Origin of the sequence: Thermus antranikianii DSM 12462, from assembly GCF_000423905.1 — a bacterium.
In the GTDB taxonomy this organism is placed as follows: Bacteria; Deinococcota; Deinococci; order Deinococcales; family Thermaceae; genus Thermus; species Thermus antranikianii.
Window position 1 is genome coordinate 40,090 of sequence record NZ_AUIW01000001.1, and the last position, 16,594, is coordinate 56,683.

Annotated in this window: 15 protein-coding genes; 2 read left to right on the top strand and 13 right to left on the bottom strand. The window is 59.8% G+C overall.

Features of this window, described 5'->3' with window-relative positions:
- The 10 genes from G584_RS0100235 to G584_RS0100275 all read right to left on the bottom strand — a co-directional run bounded on the left by G584_RS0100235 (position 1) and on the right by G584_RS0100275 (position 9,330).
- Positions 1-759 (bottom strand): SDR family oxidoreductase, encoded by a 759-nt coding sequence (locus G584_RS0100235; protein ID WP_028492811.1) that lies wholly within the window; start codon positions 757-759, stop codon positions 1-3.
- Between the two features lie 9 nt (positions 760-768).
- Positions 769-2,382 (bottom strand): long-chain fatty acid--CoA ligase, encoded by a 1,614-nt coding sequence (locus tag G584_RS0100240; protein ID WP_028492812.1) that lies wholly within the window; start codon positions 2,380-2,382, stop codon positions 769-771.
- Positions 2,383-2,470: 88 nt separating this feature from the next.
- Positions 2,471-3,175 (bottom strand): ABC transporter ATP-binding protein, encoded by a 705-nt coding sequence (locus tag G584_RS0100245; RefSeq protein ID WP_028492813.1) that lies wholly within the window; start codon positions 3,173-3,175, stop codon positions 2,471-2,473.
- On the bottom strand, positions 3,172-3,885 hold the full coding sequence (locus tag G584_RS0100250; RefSeq protein WP_028492814.1) for an ABC transporter ATP-binding protein: 714 nt from the start codon (positions 3,883-3,885) through the stop codon (positions 3,172-3,174). The genes G584_RS0100245 and G584_RS0100250 overlap by 4 nt, the downstream gene beginning before the upstream one ends.
- Positions 3,860-4,795 (bottom strand): branched-chain amino acid ABC transporter permease, encoded by a 936-nt coding sequence (locus G584_RS12400; protein ID WP_038050601.1) that lies wholly within the window; start codon positions 4,793-4,795, stop codon positions 3,860-3,862. The genes G584_RS0100250 and G584_RS12400 overlap by 26 nt, the downstream gene beginning before the upstream one ends.
- Positions 4,792-5,652 (bottom strand): branched-chain amino acid ABC transporter permease, encoded by an 861-nt coding sequence (locus G584_RS0100260; RefSeq protein WP_028492816.1) that lies wholly within the window; start codon positions 5,650-5,652, stop codon positions 4,792-4,794. Before G584_RS0100260 ends, G584_RS12400 begins: the two co-directional genes overlap by 4 nt.
- Entirely contained in the window at positions 5,652-6,803 is a 1,152-nt protein-coding gene (locus G584_RS12405) for an ABC transporter substrate-binding protein (protein ID WP_157626349.1), read from the bottom strand. The genes G584_RS0100260 and G584_RS12405 overlap by 1 nt, the downstream gene beginning before the upstream one ends.
- Before the next feature lie 359 nt (positions 6,804-7,162).
- A complete protein-coding gene (locus G584_RS0100265) occupies positions 7,163-7,612 on the bottom strand; it encodes a MaoC family dehydratase (RefSeq protein WP_028492817.1) in 450 nt (149 codons plus the stop codon).
- A 13-nt stretch (positions 7,613-7,625) separates the two neighbouring features.
- Positions 7,626-8,768: an acyl-CoA dehydrogenase family protein gene (locus G584_RS0100270; RefSeq protein ID WP_028492818.1), complete on the bottom strand. Its 1,143-nt coding sequence runs from the start codon at positions 8,766-8,768 to the stop codon at positions 7,626-7,628.
- Positions 8,728-9,330 (bottom strand): TetR/AcrR family transcriptional regulator, encoded by a 603-nt coding sequence (locus tag G584_RS0100275; protein WP_028492819.1) that lies wholly within the window; start codon positions 9,328-9,330, stop codon positions 8,728-8,730. Before G584_RS0100275 ends, G584_RS0100270 begins: the two co-directional genes overlap by 41 nt.
- Positions 9,331-9,494: 164 nt before the next feature.
- Between G584_RS0100275 and fbp the strand changes: the two genes are divergently transcribed.
- Positions 9,495-10,586: a fructose-1,6-bisphosphate aldolase/phosphatase gene (gene fbp / locus G584_RS0100280; RefSeq protein WP_028492820.1), complete on the top strand. Its 1,092-nt coding sequence runs from the start codon at positions 9,495-9,497 to the stop codon at positions 10,584-10,586.
- Between the two features lie 77 nt (positions 10,587-10,663).
- Complete coding sequence (locus tag G584_RS0100285) at positions 10,664-12,253, top strand: gamma-glutamyltransferase family protein (RefSeq protein WP_028492821.1); 1,590 nt, start codon at positions 10,664-10,666, stop codon at positions 12,251-12,253.
- 65 nt (positions 12,254-12,318) lie between these two features.
- Here G584_RS0100285 and G584_RS0100290 read toward each other — a convergent pair whose 3' ends face one another.
- The 3 genes from G584_RS0100290 to G584_RS0100300 are packed head-to-tail and all read right to left on the bottom strand — an operon-like array spanning position 12,319 to position 16,558.
- Positions 12,319-14,100: a glycogen debranching N-terminal domain-containing protein gene (locus tag G584_RS0100290; RefSeq protein ID WP_028492822.1), complete on the bottom strand. Its 1,782-nt coding sequence runs from the start codon at positions 14,098-14,100 to the stop codon at positions 12,319-12,321.
- 2 nt (positions 14,101-14,102) lie between these two features.
- A complete protein-coding gene (locus tag G584_RS0100295) occupies positions 14,103-15,455 on the bottom strand; it encodes a carbohydrate ABC transporter permease (RefSeq protein WP_028492823.1) in 1,353 nt (450 codons plus the stop codon).
- Positions 15,455-16,558: a carbohydrate ABC transporter permease gene (locus tag G584_RS0100300; RefSeq protein WP_028492824.1), complete on the bottom strand. Its 1,104-nt coding sequence runs from the start codon at positions 16,556-16,558 to the stop codon at positions 15,455-15,457. Before G584_RS0100300 ends, G584_RS0100295 begins: the two co-directional genes overlap by 1 nt.
- Positions 16,559-16,594: the final 36 nt, after the last annotated feature.

The following is a 16,594-nucleotide window of genomic DNA, read 5'->3' on the forward strand; positions in this document are numbered from 1 at the left end:
TCAGAGGGCGGTAGCCCCGCCGTCTACGGGAAGGACGGCTCCAGTGATGTAGTCGGAGGCCGGGCTTGCCAGGAAGAGCACTGCTCCTCCTAGCTCCCCGGGTTTCCCGGGACGCCCCAGAGGCAGGGTGGTCTTCAGGAAAGCCTCGACCTTGGGCAGGACCTTTTCCGTCATGCGGGTGGGGAAAAACCCAGGGGCTAAGGCGTTCACCCGAATACCGAACCGGCCCCATTTCACCGCCAAGTCCCGGGTAAGGGCGATGAGCCCACCCTTGGAGGCGGAGTAGCCCACGGCGTCCAGGACCTCAGGGTACTCTCCCTTGAGCCCTGCCACGGAGGCGATGTGGATGATCTTGCCGTAGCCCCTCTCCCGCATGCGCTGGGCAGCGGCGCGGCTTGCCAGGAAGGCCCCCACCAGGTTGACCTCGAGGACCTCCCGCACCTTTTCCACGGGCATCTCCCAGGAGGGGGCCCCCCAGGAGATCCCCGCGGCGTTCACCAGGATGGTGAGGGGCCCAAGTTCCCGCTCCACCTGGTCCACCACCGCGAGGAGCCGCCCTTCGTCCCGCACATCCCCTTCCAGGTAAAGGGCTTCCCCAAGGTGCTTTTTGGCCTCCTCAAAGAAGCTGGCCCTCCGGGCCAAAACCGCCACCTTGGCCCCGGCTTCCTTGAGGGCTAGGGCTGCTTCGAGGCCAAGCCCCCGAGATCCCCCCGTCACCAGGGCTACTTTGCCGTCCAGGCGAAACTGCTCCAGGAACATAGTCCCCCCTTATCCCTCTGAGGAATCGTGGAACAGGTCCTTATACTGTTCCCTGAGGGCACGCTTTAGGAACTTCCCCGCGCTGGTGCGGGGGATCTCTTCCACGAAGACGTAGGCATCGGGAAGTTGCCACTTGGCAAAACCAGCCTTTAAGAGATGTTCCCGAAGCTCCTCCTCGCTGGGTTTCTCTCCCCTGGGCACCACCACGGCTAAGGGCCTTTCCTGCCACTTGGGGTGGGGAATGGCCACCACCGCCGCCTCTTTCACCTTGGGATGTCCCATGAGGGTGTTTTCCAGATCCACGCTGGAGATCCACTCCCCACCCGACTTGATTAGGTCCTTGAGCCGGTCTTTGATCTCCAGATAACCCTCCTCATCCCACACGGCGATGTCTCCTGTTCGGAACCATCCGTCGGGGGTTAGGGCGTTACGGCTAGCCTCCTCGTTCCGGTAGTACCCTCCGGTGATCCAGGGTCCCTTGAGCTGGACCTCTCCCATGGTTCTGCCGTCCTTGGACACCGGGCGACCTTCCTCGTCCGCAACCCGAAGGCGTACCAGGGGGATGGGGAGGCCAGTTTTGGTCTTGAGGCGGATCCTTTCCTCCCAGGGGAGGCTTTCCAGGTGGCTTTTCACAAAGTTCTGCACCACCACCGGAGAAGTTTCCGTGAGGCCATAGCCCTGCCGCACCTCTATGCCCATGCGCTCAAAACGCTCCACTAGGCTTCTCGGGGCGGCGCTTCCCCCCACCACCAGGCGCCGCAGGGTCTTGAGGCGGTGTCCCGTGCTCTCCAGGTAATCGGCCAAGGCCAGCCACACCGTGGGCACTCCGGCGGTAAAAGTTACTCCTTCTCCGTCAAAGAGTTCCACCAAGGAGGCGGGATCTAGCTTGGGTCCTGGCAGGACCTGTTTGGCTCCCACCAAGGTGGCGGCATAGGGTAGGCACCAGGCGTTCACGTGGAACATGGGTACTACTGGGAGGACACAGTCCTTTTCCGAGAGAGCCGTGCCATCCTCGAGGCTCGCTGCCAGGGTGTGGAGGACCAAGGCCCGGTGGCTGTAAACCACTCCCTTGGGAAGACCGGTGGTCCCCGTGGTGTAGGCCATGCCGCAGGCGGCCCGTTCGGGTACCCGGATGGGGTCCGCCTCCTCGCCCAACACCTCCTCGTAGGCCAAGTATCCCTCTGGCGCCTTCTCGTCCATTACCACGAAGTGGCGCACGGTGGAAAGCTCCGGGCGCAGGGTCTCCACCAAGGGAAGGAGCTGGGGATCAAAGAGAAGGACCTTGTCCTCCGCATGGTTCAGGATGTAGGCGATCTCCTTGAGGGAAAGCCGGGGGTTTGCGGTGTGGAGGACCGCCCCCATTCCTGGCACAGCGAAGTAGGTTTCCAGGTGGCGGAAGTGGTTGAAGCCCAAGGTGGCCACCCGGTCTCCCACCTCCACTCCCAGCTTCCTCAGGCCCCCCATGAGCCTTCTAGCCCGCAGGTAAATTCCGGCATAGGAGGTGCGATGAACTTCCCCTGTGTGGAGCCGGGATACCACTTCCTTCCTGGGAAAAAGCTCTGCCGCCCGTTCCAGGAAGTCCCACAGATTGAGTTCCTCCTCCATCATGGTGCTCGGAAACATATGGGCCTCCCTCTCAACATTTCCGCTCTGCTTGGAAGGGATTGGACGTACCTGGTGTCGGCAAACCCTGGCTTCACGTTCGCCTTCATTAGCGTATGCCCAAGTAGCTTTCGCGCACGCGCGTATCCTGCAGCATATCCTTTGCTGGCCCCTCCAGTACCACCCGCCCCTCCTCCAGCACATAAACGCGGTCAGCGAGCTCTAGAGTCAAAGCTACGTTCTGCTCAGCAAGTAAAATTGGAACCTCTGCCTTGAGGTTGGACAGGAGCCGAAGTAGCTCAGTTCCAAGGCGGGGTGCAAGACCCAACGTGGGCTCGTCCACTAGAAGCAACTTGGGAGCGGACATCAGGGCTCTTGCGATGGCTAACATTTGTTGTTCCCCTCCGGAAAGCGTTCCAGCAAGTTGTTTTTCCCGGTTCTTTAGAATGGGGAATAGGGTGTAGACCTCGCTTAGACGTTCCTTAAACCTTTGGCGAGCCATGGGCCGGTAAGCCCCGACAAGAAGGTTCTCATATACGGTCATTTCAGGGAAAAGGCTCCTACCCTCGAGGACTATGGCTATCCCAAGATGAGCTATTCTGTGGGGGGGGAGGTGTTCTATGGATTTACCCTGGAAGACTATTTTCCCGCGACGCCAGGTTAAACCCATCAGCGCCTTTAAAAGCGTGGTTTTGCCAGCCCCATTGGGTCCCAGGAGGGCTACCATTTCCCCAGGTCGTACCACTAGGCTTACGTCTGAGATGACTTGGAAAGGCCCATAGCCTGCCTCGAGACGGTGAACTTCGAGCATCAGATCACCCCCCCGGTGTAGGCTTCAATCACCTTGGGATCCTGGGCTATAGCTTCAGGGGGACCCTCGGCGATCAGGGAGCCGAAAGATAGCACATAAACCCATTGCGTTAGGCGGAATACGGTCTTCAGATCGTGCTCCACTACGAGGAGGCCCAGGTTTCGTTCCTTAGCCAAAATTTCGACTTGTTCGGCAAGCTCTGCTTTTTCCCTGGGGTTGAGGCCGGCGAAAACCTCATCTAGTAGGAGATAGCGAGGTTCAGCAGCTAGGGCGCGGGCAAGTTCCAACCTCTTCAGTTGGCTTACGTTAAGTTGTTCGACTGGAACATCCGCGATTTTTAGTAAGTCGAGGACTTCTAGGGCCTTTTGGGCACTTTTTTCAGGGTTCGGAGCTCGACCCGTAAAGCGAGCGAAAACGAGAGCGTTCTCATACACGGTGAGGCCAGGAAAGGGACGGGGGATCTGAAACGTGCGGCCTACGCCAAGCCGGGCCCGTGTCTCTGGGGAAAGGTGGGTGATACGGTGTCCATCGAGAAAAACCTCACCTTCCTGAGGTCGAATGTGCCCGCTTAGAACCGAGAAAAGGGTGGTTTTACCTGCGCCATTTGGGCCAATAAGTCCCACCCTGTATCCAATCTTTACCTCAAGGGTAACCCCTTGTAGGGCGAGAAGCCCTCCAAAACTCACCTTAATGTTTTGGGCGTAAAGTGGCATATCGATCCTCCAAAAAGCCAAAAAGCCCCCGCCGAAGGAAAAGGATCACCAAAACCACCAACAGGCCAGTCAGGATGTGGTAACCCCTTTCTAGAAGTTGTTTAACCACTAGCTCCGCCCCCAGATAAAGCCCAAAAGTGCCGAGGATAGGTCCCACCACGGTCCCTTTTCCTCCTAAGAGGGCAGCCACGAGGGGGTAGATCGACCACTCAGGGCTAAAGGCGTAAGGTGGTTCTAGGAACCGGATGTACAGTGCTTGAAAAGCACCGGCCAAGCCCGCAAGACCAGCGCTGGCAAAGAGGGCCAGAGCTTTCAGGCGAAAGACGGGTACTCCACCTGCTTGGGCTGCTTCCTCTTCATGGAGAGCGGCAAGCCCTAGCCCTAAAGGTCCGTACCGGAGGTAGAAGGTTACGCTAGTTCCCAGGACCAGAAGAACGAGAGCTATGTAGAAGTTTGGCAATTTTGCGCTAAGATCGATGCCCGCTAGATGTAACGCAGGGATATTGAATAAGCCTGCTGCTCCTCCGGTCAGGTTCTCTGCGAGGATTGCAAGAGTTCTTAGAACCTCTGCATAGGCCAGCATCGCCAGCGCAAAGTAGGGACCCCTGAGGCGGAGAGTAGGGAGCGCTATAGCTCCTCCCAGCAAGGCGATACCGCTTCCGAGGAATAAAGCTAACCATGGATTAAATCCATTTTTGGCAAGAATTCCTGCCCCATATGCTCCGAGGCCAAAAAAAGCTGCGTGGCCGAAGGAGATTTGGCCTGCGAAGCCCCCTAGAATATTCCAGGAGAGGGCGAGTAGGGCAAGGACTAGAGCAGTGATTAAGAGGTGTCGAAGGTAGTCATCAAGGAAGAGGGGTAGGAACGAAAGCCCAGCGAACAGGATGAGAATGGGTAGCCTTTCCTTCATGCTCTCCTCCTTTTCCCAAAAAGCCCTTCAGGCTTAAAAAGGAGGATCAGGATGAATACGGAAAATGTCAGAAGCTCTCCCAAGGCAGGGTTTAGGAGGGTGCTCAGGCTCTCCACTGTGCCAAGGAGTAGCCCGGCCAGGGCTACGCCCGAGGGCGATAGCAAGCCTGCCAAGACCACTACCACAAAGGCTTTGACGGTGAAAAGGGGAGCTGCTACCGGGGAAATGGGTTGAACGGCAACTAGAAGGCTACCCGCAAGAGCGGCCAGCGCCGAGCCAAGGGCGAAAGCCGAGGCTTCTGCGGAGAGAGGTGGAATTCCCAGGGAAATGGCTGCTTCTCTATGCTGAGCCAAGGCTCGAACTCCGAGGCCCATCCAAGTTTTTGTAAGGAACCAGGATACTCCGGCTACAGCCAAAAGCGCAATCCCTGTGGTAAGGAGTTCTCCTAAGGCGAGCCGGATTGGGCCTAGGATCACAGGCTTCACCCATTCTTGGTAGGCCAGGGTGCGAAGATTTGCCCCGAAGAGTTCTAAAATACCGTAAAGGAGAATTAAAGCTGCCCCATAGGTTATTACCATGCTGCTTAAGGGGGGCTCTCGTCGTGCCGGTAGGAGAAGCAAGAACAAGAATAACCCAAGCAGCGCCCCCAGGGCACTGCCAAGGAAAATGGCTAGAGGAAGAGGTAGACCTGCGCTGGCTGCTATGTAGGTCAGAAGGGCTCCGGCTACCAGCACCTCACCGTGAGCCAAGTTAACCACATGCATGGCTCCAAAGATCAGAGAGAGCCCCACCCCAATGAGAGCGTAGATTCCCCCTTGGGAAAGGCCCGAAGCTAATGTACTCAGCAACAGTTCCATCACCAGGGAACCTTAGGATATACGAAGCGACCGTATGCTCGCTCCCGAGGCCAAACCGGAACGCCTTTCCCTCCCTGGACTTGGGAAACCACGGTTCGATAGAGGATGTTATCCCCCTTTTCGTCAAAGCGAACCTCCGAAACCAAGGTTTCTCCTCGGCTTGACGCCAAGGCATCTCGAACAGCCTGGGGAGTGGGGTTACCGGAGGCTACCGCTTTAGCTAAGGCTTCAAGTAAGAGTTGTGTTTGAACGTATCCCAATGCAGCAAGGTATCCAGGCCGTTGCCGGAATCGGTCACGGTAGTCCCGAACAAACTTTGCTTCTTGGGCTCGAAGCCTCAGAGGAGCGGAACCATCTGTCCAGGGTTCTGTTCCATAGACTCCCTCCATGAGGGGCCCCAAATCTTGGAGAAGTGAGGGGGTGATTAGGCTATAGAGGCCCACAAAGGCATTCACCTTTGGTCGAACGACTTGTGCTCCCCTTAGGACTGTGGCGTAATTATTCTCGTAGCCGATGAAAACGAGCACATCTGCTCCTGAGCGACTGACTTGTTCAAGAAGAGGCTTCAGATCCGTAGCACGTCCCGGGTAGCTACTGTCAAAAACCAGTCTTAGCCCTAGGGCCTGAAGCTTGGCCCGAACTGCTCGGGCTACGTCCGTTCCTCCTGCTCCGTCATCGTGGGCTAGGGCCACCTGCTTAGCTCCAAAGCCCTTGGCGATTAGGTCAGCTACTACCGTATAGCCTTCCACGTTGGTGAACCGGAAAAAGTAGCGGAACCCGCGTTCGGTGAGATCCCGGGCTAGGCCTCCACTTGTGATGTAAGGTACCCGGGCTCGCTCAGCTACTTCCGACGCAGGACCAATGATGTTGGAGCCGTATCCCCCCGTAATGCCCAGGACTCGTTCTCGGCCCACAAGACGCTCTACAGCAGCCACAGCTTTGGCGGGTGAACTTTCGTCGTCAAGGAGAACCAGCTCTACTCGGAACGGTGCGCGAGCGTTAAAGTGTTCGACCGCGAGTTGCACGCCGTTGGCCATTTCGTTTCCGATACGAGCCAGGTTGCCTGTCAGTGGTAGGTGCGCGCCAATCTTATATTGGCCAAAGGCCAAACCTGAAGCGAAGAGGAGAAGGGCTATGAACTTCCTGATCATACGGGTCACCTCCGACAGTCGCTTGTCCGCGGGGTATTGAGAGTGCCGAGGTGGTGCTGCTCAAAGGTTGCTCCGCACATGGTGCGCCTTCCATACCCTAGGGGATCTCACCGACCGGTCGGTAACCTCGTTTTACTCCTCCCCTTAAGGGACTGTCAAGCCCCTTCCTAGGGGCCCTTATGGGGTTTGGGTGACTCCCGGTGGCTTAAGGCGGTGCCCAGAAACGAGGATTGCCCCATGCGCCCCCTCTCCTCCCTGGAGAAACTCTCCTTTGGGGCCCCCGCACCCCAAACAAACTACCCATGCTGATAGCCGCACCTCGGCTTGGAACCCACTCGGGCAAGTAGGCTTTTCATGCGCTATTCCTGGGGTTTCCTGCGGACCAAGGTGACGAATTCCCCTTCCTGAACCACCTCGTCCCGCTGGTTCAGGACCCGTACCCGCTGTACCACCACACCCCGGTCGGGCTTACTGGTTTCATGCTTCTCCAGGATCTCGCTTTCCCCCCTCACGGTGTCCCCTATAAATACGGGCTTCAGGAACTTGTAGTTGCGGATCTCCATCCAGGCGATAATGGTGCCCTCAAAGTGTCCGCTCCGCTGCCGAAGGCCGGTGAGCATGGAAAGGACCAGAAGCCCATGGGCGATGCGCTGGCCGAAGGGGGTGTTCTTCGCAAATTCTGCGTCGGTGTGGATGGGGTTGTAGTCCCCGGAAACTCCGGCAAAGTTCACCACGTCTGCCTCGGTTACCGTGCGGGCTGGGGTGGTGAAGCGCTGGCCTACCTGGAAGTCCTCAAAGTACATGGGCATCCTTATCACCTCCTTAGCCTTCTCCAAAAGCTTTGATCCCGGTGAGGTGGGCTCCGATCACCAGGGTCTGCACCTCGCTGGTTCCCTCGTAAAGGGTGAGGATGCGGGCATCCCGATAAAGCCGGGCCACCTCGTACTCCTCGAAGAAGCCGTAGCCCCCGTGGACCTGGATAGCCCGGTAGGCCACGCGGTTGGCAGCTTCGGAAGCAAAGAGCTTGGCCATGCTGGCCTCGAGGGTATACCGCTCCCCCTTAAGCTTCTTGGCCACCGCCTGGTAGGTGAGGAGGCGGCTTGCCTCGAGGTCCAGCTTCATCTGGGCCAGATGCGCCTGTACTAGCTGAAAGCTGGCGATGGGCCTTCCAAACTGGTGCCTTTCCTTGGCGTAGCGTAGGGATAGGTCCAAGGCCCTTTGCATCAGCCCCACCGCTCCCGCCGCCAGGGAAACCCGGCCGGTATCCAGGGTGGAAAGGGCGATTTTGAAGCCCTGTCCCTCCTCTCCCAAAACCCTGTCCTTGGGTATGCGCACCCCCTCCAGGAAGATCATACCCGTGTCCGCAGCCCTAAGCCCCAGTTTCCCCTTTAACGGCGTGGTGCGTACTCCGTCCTCCCGTTCCACCAGGAAGGCGGTAATGCCCCTGCTGCCCTTCTCTGGATCGGTTTTGGCGAAGATGAGGAACACCTGGGCCACGTTGGCGTGGGAGATGAAGGTCTTCTGTCCTTCCAGCACATAGTGATCGCCCTCCCGGTGAGCCCGGGTGCGGAGGCTTCCTGCATCTGAGCCCGCCTCAGGCTCGGTCAGGCCGTAGGCCCCTAGGATCTCCCCCCGGGCCAGGCGGGGGATGTAGCGCTTCTTCTGCTCAGGGGTGCCGTAGGTGAGGAGAGGGGTGAGGACCAGGCTTTGCTGCACGGAAAGGATGGAGCGCAGCGAAGCGTAGCCCCCAAGCTCCTCCAGAAGGGCGATGTAGGCCCAAAAGTCCAGGCCAGCTCCTCCCAGCTCCTCGGGCACGAATACCCCCAGGAAGCCCAGCTCCCCCATCCGCTTCACCAGGGGCCAAGGAAAGGCTTCCTGGGCCTCGTACTCCGCCAAAGCAGGACCTGCTTCTTCCAGAAAGCGCCTAGCTAGCTGTCGAATTTCCTTGTGCTCGGGAATCTCCATTTTCTAACCCCCTAAGGATGAGATCGAAGTAGAACCTGGCTACCTCCTCCGCCCGCAAGGGCCCGCCCGGGCGGAACCAGCGGATCATCCAGTTGAGGAGGGAGAGGATGGCCCGGGCTGTGAGGCTCACATCCAGGGGGCGGAAGACCCCCATTTCCATGCCCCGCTCCAGGATGCTTCGGAGCATGCCCTCGTACCGGTCGCGTAGGGAGATGGTGAGGGCTCTCTTGTCGGGAGAGAGACTCTGCAGGCCCTGAAGCATGGCCACGAAAAAAGGCCGGTTCTCCTCAAAGAAACGGGCATGGCCTTCCATGAAGCGCAGAAGGGCTACCTTGGGGTTGGGTTCGGATAGGGCCTTTTCTCCTTGGCGGCGAAGGCCTTCCAAGGCCTGCAGGCTGATCTCGTAGAGGACCTCCTCCTTGCTCCGAAAATGGTGGTACAACGCCGCCTTAGAGAGGCCCAGCGCCTCGGCCAGATCTTGGACACTGGTCGCCTCGTAGCCTCTTTCCGTAAAAAGCCGGGCGGCTTCTTCCAGGATGCGGTCGCGTGTGGCGGTTCCCATATCTCACCGACCGGTCGGTAAGTACACTCTACCCCTGGAGAGGTGGATAGTCAAGATGGCTTCGAGGACTCTTCCATATTTCCAAGGATTTTGGTGCGGCTAGGTGGGTGTGGGTTGCGAACCGGAACATAAATGTGGAAATATGGAAAGCGAGGGGGGAGCTTATGAAGATTACCCTTAGTGTCCTCAAGGCCGACATCGGTTCCATCGGAGGCCACACCTTGCCCAGCCGCAGGGTGTTGACCAAGGTGGAGGAGGTGGTACGGGAGGAGGTGGGCCGTTTGCTCTTGGACGCCCACGTGTTCCATATTGGGGACGACATTGTCCTCCTCTTCTCGCATATCCACGGCATTCGAAACGCAGCCATCCACGAGCTGGCCTGGAAAGCCTTCCGGGAAGGCACCCAGGTGGCCAAGGAGGAGGGTCTTTATGGGGCCGGGCAGGATCTTTTGAAGGATGCCTTCTCCGGTAACCTCCATGGCCTGGGACCCCAGGTGGCGGAGATGGAATTCGAGGAGCGGCCCGCTGAGCCCTTTATGGTCCTGGCCGCCGATAAGACCGAGCCCGGGGCCTTCAACCTCCCCCTATACCTGGTCTTCGCCGACCCCATGTACTCCTCCGGCCTCTTGCTCTCCTCGGAGTTGCGTCCGGGTTTCCGTTTCCGCATTATGGACCTAGCCCAGACGGAGAGGGATAGCTACATTGTTCTGGATGCTCCCGAAAGGCTTTATGACATAGCCGCCTTACTTAGGGACTCCCACCGCTTTGGGATAGAGTCCATTTGGTCCCGGCGCTATGGGGAGATAGCCGCGGTGGTGAGCACCACGCGCTTGCGGAACATTGCCGGGCGCTACGTGGGTAAAGACGATCCCGTGGCCATCATCCGCACCCAGAAAATCTTCCCAGCAACGGAGGAGTTCGGTCCACCCTTTGCCCTGGCACCCTTCGTGGCCGGGGATACCCGGGGAAGCCACCACCTGCCCCTCATGCCCGTCAAGGCCAACACTCCCGCTTCTACCTTTTTCTGCGTGCCCATGGTGTGCGGGCTGGCCTTTTCCCTCAAGGAGGGTCGCTTCTCTGAGCCTGTGGATCTCTTTGCGGATCCGGTGTGGGATACGGTGCGGGCCAAGGTGGTGGAAAAAGCTCAGGAAATGCGCCGCCAGGGATTTTACGGCCCCGCCATGTTGCCCATGGAGGAGCTGGAGTACACGGGCATTGCCGAGCGGCTTAAGGAGCTTGAACGGGAATTCTCCTAGAGCTTCGAAGGGCCCCCGGGCTTAGGGGCTTAGCGCTACGTACCCGGTTACGAGGTAGACTTGCCGGGGAGGGCGGTATGGACCTTACCCATTATCCTTACCCTTCCCGGCGTTATGTGGTTCTTGGCCGGCGTGGGGCGGTGGCCACCAGCCAACCCCTGGCGGCTTTGGCGGGGATGGAGATGCTGCTTAAGGGGGGAAACGCGGTGGATGCGGCCATCGCCATGGCGGCCACCCTCACGGTGGTAGAGCCCACCAGCAATGGGATCGGGGGCGACCTTTTTGCCATGGTGTGGGATGGACGGCTCCACGGGCTGAACGCTTCTGGGAAAAGCCCCTTAAGCCTGACCCCCGAGCGGATTCCCGAGGGGGGAATGCCGGAGAGGGGCTGGCTCCCGGTGACGGTGCCCGGAGCGGTCTCGGGGTGGCGGGCTTTGCACGAGCGCTTCGGCAGGCTACCGTTCCCCGAGGTTCTTTCCCCCGCCATCCGCTACGCGGAGGAGGGCTTCCCCGTGGGACCGGAGACGGCCCGGGCCTGGCGCAGGGCGGAAGGGATTTACCTTCCCCTCAAGGGCCCGGAATTCCGGCCTTTCCAGGAAACCTTTTTTCCCCAAGGAAGGGCCCCCCGGGCCGGGGAGGTGTGGCGAAGCCCGGGACACGCCAAGACCTTGCGGGAGATCGCCCATACCTACGGGGAAAGCTTTTACCGGGGGAGATTGGCTGAGGCCATGGCGGGGTTCAGCGAGGCCACGGGAGGCCTCCTCAGCCTGGAGGACCTCAGGGCCCACGAAGCGGAGTGGGTGGAACCCCTCTCCCTGGAGTACCGGGGCCTTACCGTCCACGAACTGCCGCCCAACGGGCAGGGAATCGCTACGTTGTTGGCCCTGGCCATTCTGGAGGGCTTCGAACTCAGACCGGAAGACCCCTTCAGCTATCACCTGCAGATCGAGGCCATGCGCCTGGCCCTGGCGGACGCCTTCCGCTACGTGGCCGACCCCCGGTACCTGGAGAAGCCTCCCCAGGCCCTGCTTTCCCCCGAATACGTGGCCTCCCGCCGAAAACTCATCGGGGAACGAGCCCTGCCCCAGGCCCTCCCTGGGGTGAGACCCGAGGGAACCGTCTACCTGGCGGCGGCGGACGGGGAACTCATGGTCTCCCTCATCCAGTCCAACTACCAGGGTTTCGGCTCGGGGATCCTGATCCCGGAAACGGGGATTGCCTTGCAGAACCGGGGACTAGGCTTTTCCCTGGAGGAGGGCCACCCCAACCGGGTGGGACCGGGTAAACGGCCCTACCACACCATCATCCCGGGATTTCTCACCCGGGAGGGCAAGGCGCTGGGCCCCTTTGGGGTGATGGGGGGCTATATGCAGCCCCAGGGACACCTGCAGGTGGTGGTGGGCCTGACGAACTTTGGCTTGAACCCCCAGGCGGCGCTGGACCGGCCGCGGTGGCAGGTGGTGCCGGGTAGGGGAGGGGAGGACCGGGTGGTGCTGGAACCGGGGATTCCGCAGGCCACGGCCTTGCTCCTGCGGGACCTGGGCCACCGGGTGGAGTACGGGATGGAGCCCGGATACTTTGGGCGGGGCCAGGTGATCCTGCGTCAGGGTGAGGTGTTGGTGGCGGGTTCGGATCCTAGGGCGGAGGGGTTGGCCTTGGTGTGGTAGGGAGGAGATAATTAGCACAAGCTATTTTCATCGTGAAAGCGTACACAAACCACACACACCACCACCTACCACTCACGCCAACCCCTTTCCAAGGCATACAGGTACACCACCGCTGCCGCATCCCATGCCTGGGGCCTGCAAGCCACGGGATAGGGAACCGGAGGCAAGCCTTCCTCTCTGGGAAACCCCCCTACGAGTTCGGGCAGGCGCATGTCAGGTTGGGAGAGGGCCAGGTCCAAAAGCGCTTTGACCACCTTCTGGCCTTCTTCCCGGAAGCCGTATCGAAACAATCCCCCCGCCAAAAGCGCCGTGTCGTGGGGCCATACTGAACCGTTGTGGTAGGAGAGAGGGTTATAACGCACCTCTCGGGCACCCAAGGTGCGTATTCCCCAGCCCGACCACAATTCCTCGGAGAACAAGGTTTCCAGCAATTCGGGCAGGACTTCCCTAGGGACGGCCCCAGCCCAGAGAAGATGGCCAGCGTTGGAAGCCTTGACCTTAAGAGGCTCTTTATAACGGTCCAAGGCCAGGGCGTAGGTGGAAAGCTCGGGAAGCCAAAGCTTTTCCTGAATGATGCGGAAAAGACCTTCTGCACGTTCCAGTAAACGCTTGGCTTTATCCTTTTCCCCTAGAACCTGGTAGAGCTTTGCTCCTTCCAGGTAGGCAGCGTAGGCGTATCCCTGCACCTCGCTCACCGCCAAAGGAGGCTCGGCCAAGCGGCCATCCCGGTGGCTCATGGAATCATGGGAATCCTTCCAGGCTTGAATGGCCAGGCCTGTGCCGCTTGGCTGAAACTCCAAAAGCCCATCCCCATCCAGATCCGCTTGATCCAACCAGGCCAGGGCAGCCTCCCACTGTGGCCGAAGCTCCCGAATCAGGGCTAGGTCCCCTACCAAATCCAGGTACCGGCCCAGAAGAATGAGGAAGAGGGGAGTGGCGTCTACGGTGCCGTAGTACCGGAAAAAGGGTACCTGGTGGGTACGGGAAAGCTCTCCAATCCGCACCTCGTGCAGGATTTTTCCCGGCTCCTCCTCCCGCCATGGGTCAAAAACCGCCCCCTGCCTTGCGGCCAGGTAGCGGAGAACTCCCTGGGCCACTCCCTTTCCCCAAGGGAGGATCATGAAGGCAGTGATGAGGCTATCCCGGCCGAATGGGGCCACAAACCAGGGAATTCCGGCAGCAGGTACAGGCCCCTGGGGGGTGGAAAGGAGGAGGGCCCTGAGGTCCAAGAGGGCCTGGCGCAAAGGACCTTCCCAGGAACCCTCTCCTTGAGGAAAGGCCTCGAGGAACTCCTCGTACCCGGGTAGGGAGCCCGGAGCCTCGAGGGGACTTTCCAACCGTACCTCCCAACCCACCTCCCCAATTCCCCTGGGGGGTAGGTACAGACGAAAACCTCCCTCCGGCGGCTCAGGAACAAACACCACCCGCTGCTCCACTCCATCCGCGGCCCGGTAGAGAAAACCCATGCCGTTTCCCACCCTCGGGTGCCATCCCCGGGCCTGGAAAAGATCGGAGAACTCGCCCTGGGCCTGCACCTCCACCCGCACTTCCTCAGGCTCAGGGGAAAGGTTTAGGAAGCTTAACCGCTCCTCCACTTTCCCCCGATGAACCCGCAAGAGGCGGCGCAGGTAGAGCTCCCCTTCTGGACCACGAAAACGGGCCCAGTCCTGAACCAGGTGATCGGGCCTTGGGGAGCGGCTTTCCAAGAGCACTAGGCCTTGGGGCAATAGAAGGCGGTAACGGGAAAGGAAGCGAGTGTCGTGCCGGTAAAACCCCTCCGCCCCCTCCTCAGCAAAACCCTCTTCGTTCAGTACCAGGTAGGTGTCGTCCTCCTTGAGAGGCACCATGGCTACTCCCTCAGGGCACCCAGGCTGGGCCCCTCCACAAAATAGCGCTGGAAGACCATGAAAAGCACCAAGACCGGGATCATGGAGAAGAATCCCCCTGCCAGGATCAGCCCCCAGTCACCCACCTGACCGTAGGCATTGCGAAAGGAAAGCAGTCCTAAGGGCAAGGTGTAGATGTCCCGGGGGCTGGTAAGGACCACAAAAGGCCAGAAGAACTCGTTCCAAGCTCCCTGGAAGGTCAGGATCGCCAGGGCTCCCAGGGCGGGCGTGGACATGGGCAGCACAATGCGGAACAGGGTCTGTACCGGAGTAGCGCCATCAATGAGAGCCGCCTCTTCTACCTCCCGAGGGATGGACTCGAAGAACTGCCTCATGATAAAGACTGCCCCTGCACCCACCAGTCCGGATAAGACCAAGCCAGTATAGGTGTTGAGGAGGGTATCCACACCAAAAAGCTTAGAAAGGCCGAATATCCCGTCCCGGAGGACCAGGTAGTTGGAAATAAAGGTTACCTGCGCCGGTACCATCATGGAAAAGAGCATGAACAAAAAGAGAGGTTGCTTGCCGGGAAATCGCAGCCTGGCCAGGGCGTAGCCCGCCATGGAGGCGAACACCAAGGTGGTCAGAACCTTCACCGAGGCAAGGAGGAAGGAATTCAACGTCCAGCGGAGGAAGAGGCTTTCTCCTGTTTCCAGACTCCGGGTTTCCCGGAAGGCCCGCACGTAGCTGTGAAAGACATAGCCCAGAAGCCCAGGAACAACGTTATCCCAGCTGGCCACCCGTCCCCGCCGCTCCAGCCGGGTGGGATCCAGGGTTGCCCCCACTAGGACCACTCCGCGCGGCGTTTCAAGGTCTAAAGGCACCCGCTCCAGAAAGGGACCTTCCCCCGGGTAAATCAGGCGTAGCCGATAGCGAAAAACGGTCCCCTCCTGATCCCCCAAGGTGGCCGCCCTAACCTCCACCAGCTCGGGTCCCTCGAGGCGCACGTAGTCGGCAGCATAGGGAGCCTCAAACACCGCTCCCATGCCGGCTCCCGGCCTTCTGCGAGGAATCACCGCCAGGACCTCGGGCTCCTGCCCTCCAGGGCTGAAGTAGGCCACATCGAACGCGAGAGACCTGCCCGGCGCCATGCCGCCCAACCATGGGTTTCCTGCGCCCTCCCAACCGAGGCGCCAGGCTGCCGTCCAGTTTTTAGGATTCACCTGAGCAAAGCGCAGGGTAAAGGGCCACTCCAGGGGATTGGCCTTGAGGCTGGCCAGGAAGCCCATAACGAAGGGACCGATGAAGAATACTCCAAAGGCCAGCAGTAGCCCGTAAACCCACGCCAGCCTGGTCCATATGCGCAAGGGGGCCACTAGGACCACCCCCTTTCCCCCACGCCAAAGCGTCGTTGAAGAAGTACGATGGCCAGGGTAAGCACCGCCAGGACCAAGGCGGCAGCCGAGGCCAGGCCTACCCGGGGCGAGGCCCCGGCGGGGAAGACGTTTCCGTACACGTAGTAGGCCAGGGTGATGGTACTCTCCAAGGGCGCACCCCCTGCACCCCCTACGAAGAGCACCTGGTCAAAGAGCTGCAGGGTGCCGATGAGGCCCAGGGTGATGACCAAAAAGAGAACCGGTCTCAGAAGGGGTAGGGTGATACGCCAGAACATCGTCCAAGAAGAGGCACCGTCCAGGGCAGCCGCTTCGTAAAGGCTTCTGGGGATGCCTTTAAGCCCTGCCAGGAAGATGACCATGAAGGTAGGGATGGTGGTGTAGGTGTTCATGAGGATGATGGCCCAGAGGGGGTAGGGGAGACCTAAGAGGGTGGCCCGGCTGGTAAACCAGGGAATGTCCACCTGGACCTCCCGAGCAGGAGGCCAACCCAAGTGCCCCAGGGCGTACATCCCGAGGAGGGCCAAGGCAAGGGAAGCTAGGGCCAGACCGGGGTCCCAGAAGGGGGTGGGGAATCCCTGTCGCCTTCGCCAGAACGCCTGTAGGCCCTGCAAAAGGGCAAAGAGCCCCGCCCCGATTAGGAGGTGGGGCAGGTAGCTGAGCATAAGGGACAGCCCCTGGTTTACCACGCCGGTGCGCTGGAATAGCCAAAGGAGGAGAAGGCTCGCTGCAGCGGTAGAGACCACAGAAGGAAGGTAATAAACGGTGCGGAAAAAAGTAACGCCCCTCAAAGGTCGATTCAGGGATAGGGCCAGAAGAAGGGCCAGGGCTGTTTGAAGGCTGGTGACGATCCCGCTGTAAGCTAAGGTGTGCTTTAAGGCGGTCAGGAAAAGGGGGTCTTGAAATAGGCGTAGATAGTTCCTCAGGCCCACCCACTGGGGTGGCTTGAAGAGGTCGTAGTCGGAGAAGCTAAAAAATAAAGTGCGTAGAAAGGCGTAGAGGAAGAAGACCGCTAAGGTAAAAACAAAGGGGAAGAGGAGGAGAAGGGCGTAAAAGCCCTCGAGGGTCCGCGCCTTGAAACGCATAGGGGTTCCCTTAAGGGGGGCGGCTTAGCCGCCCCC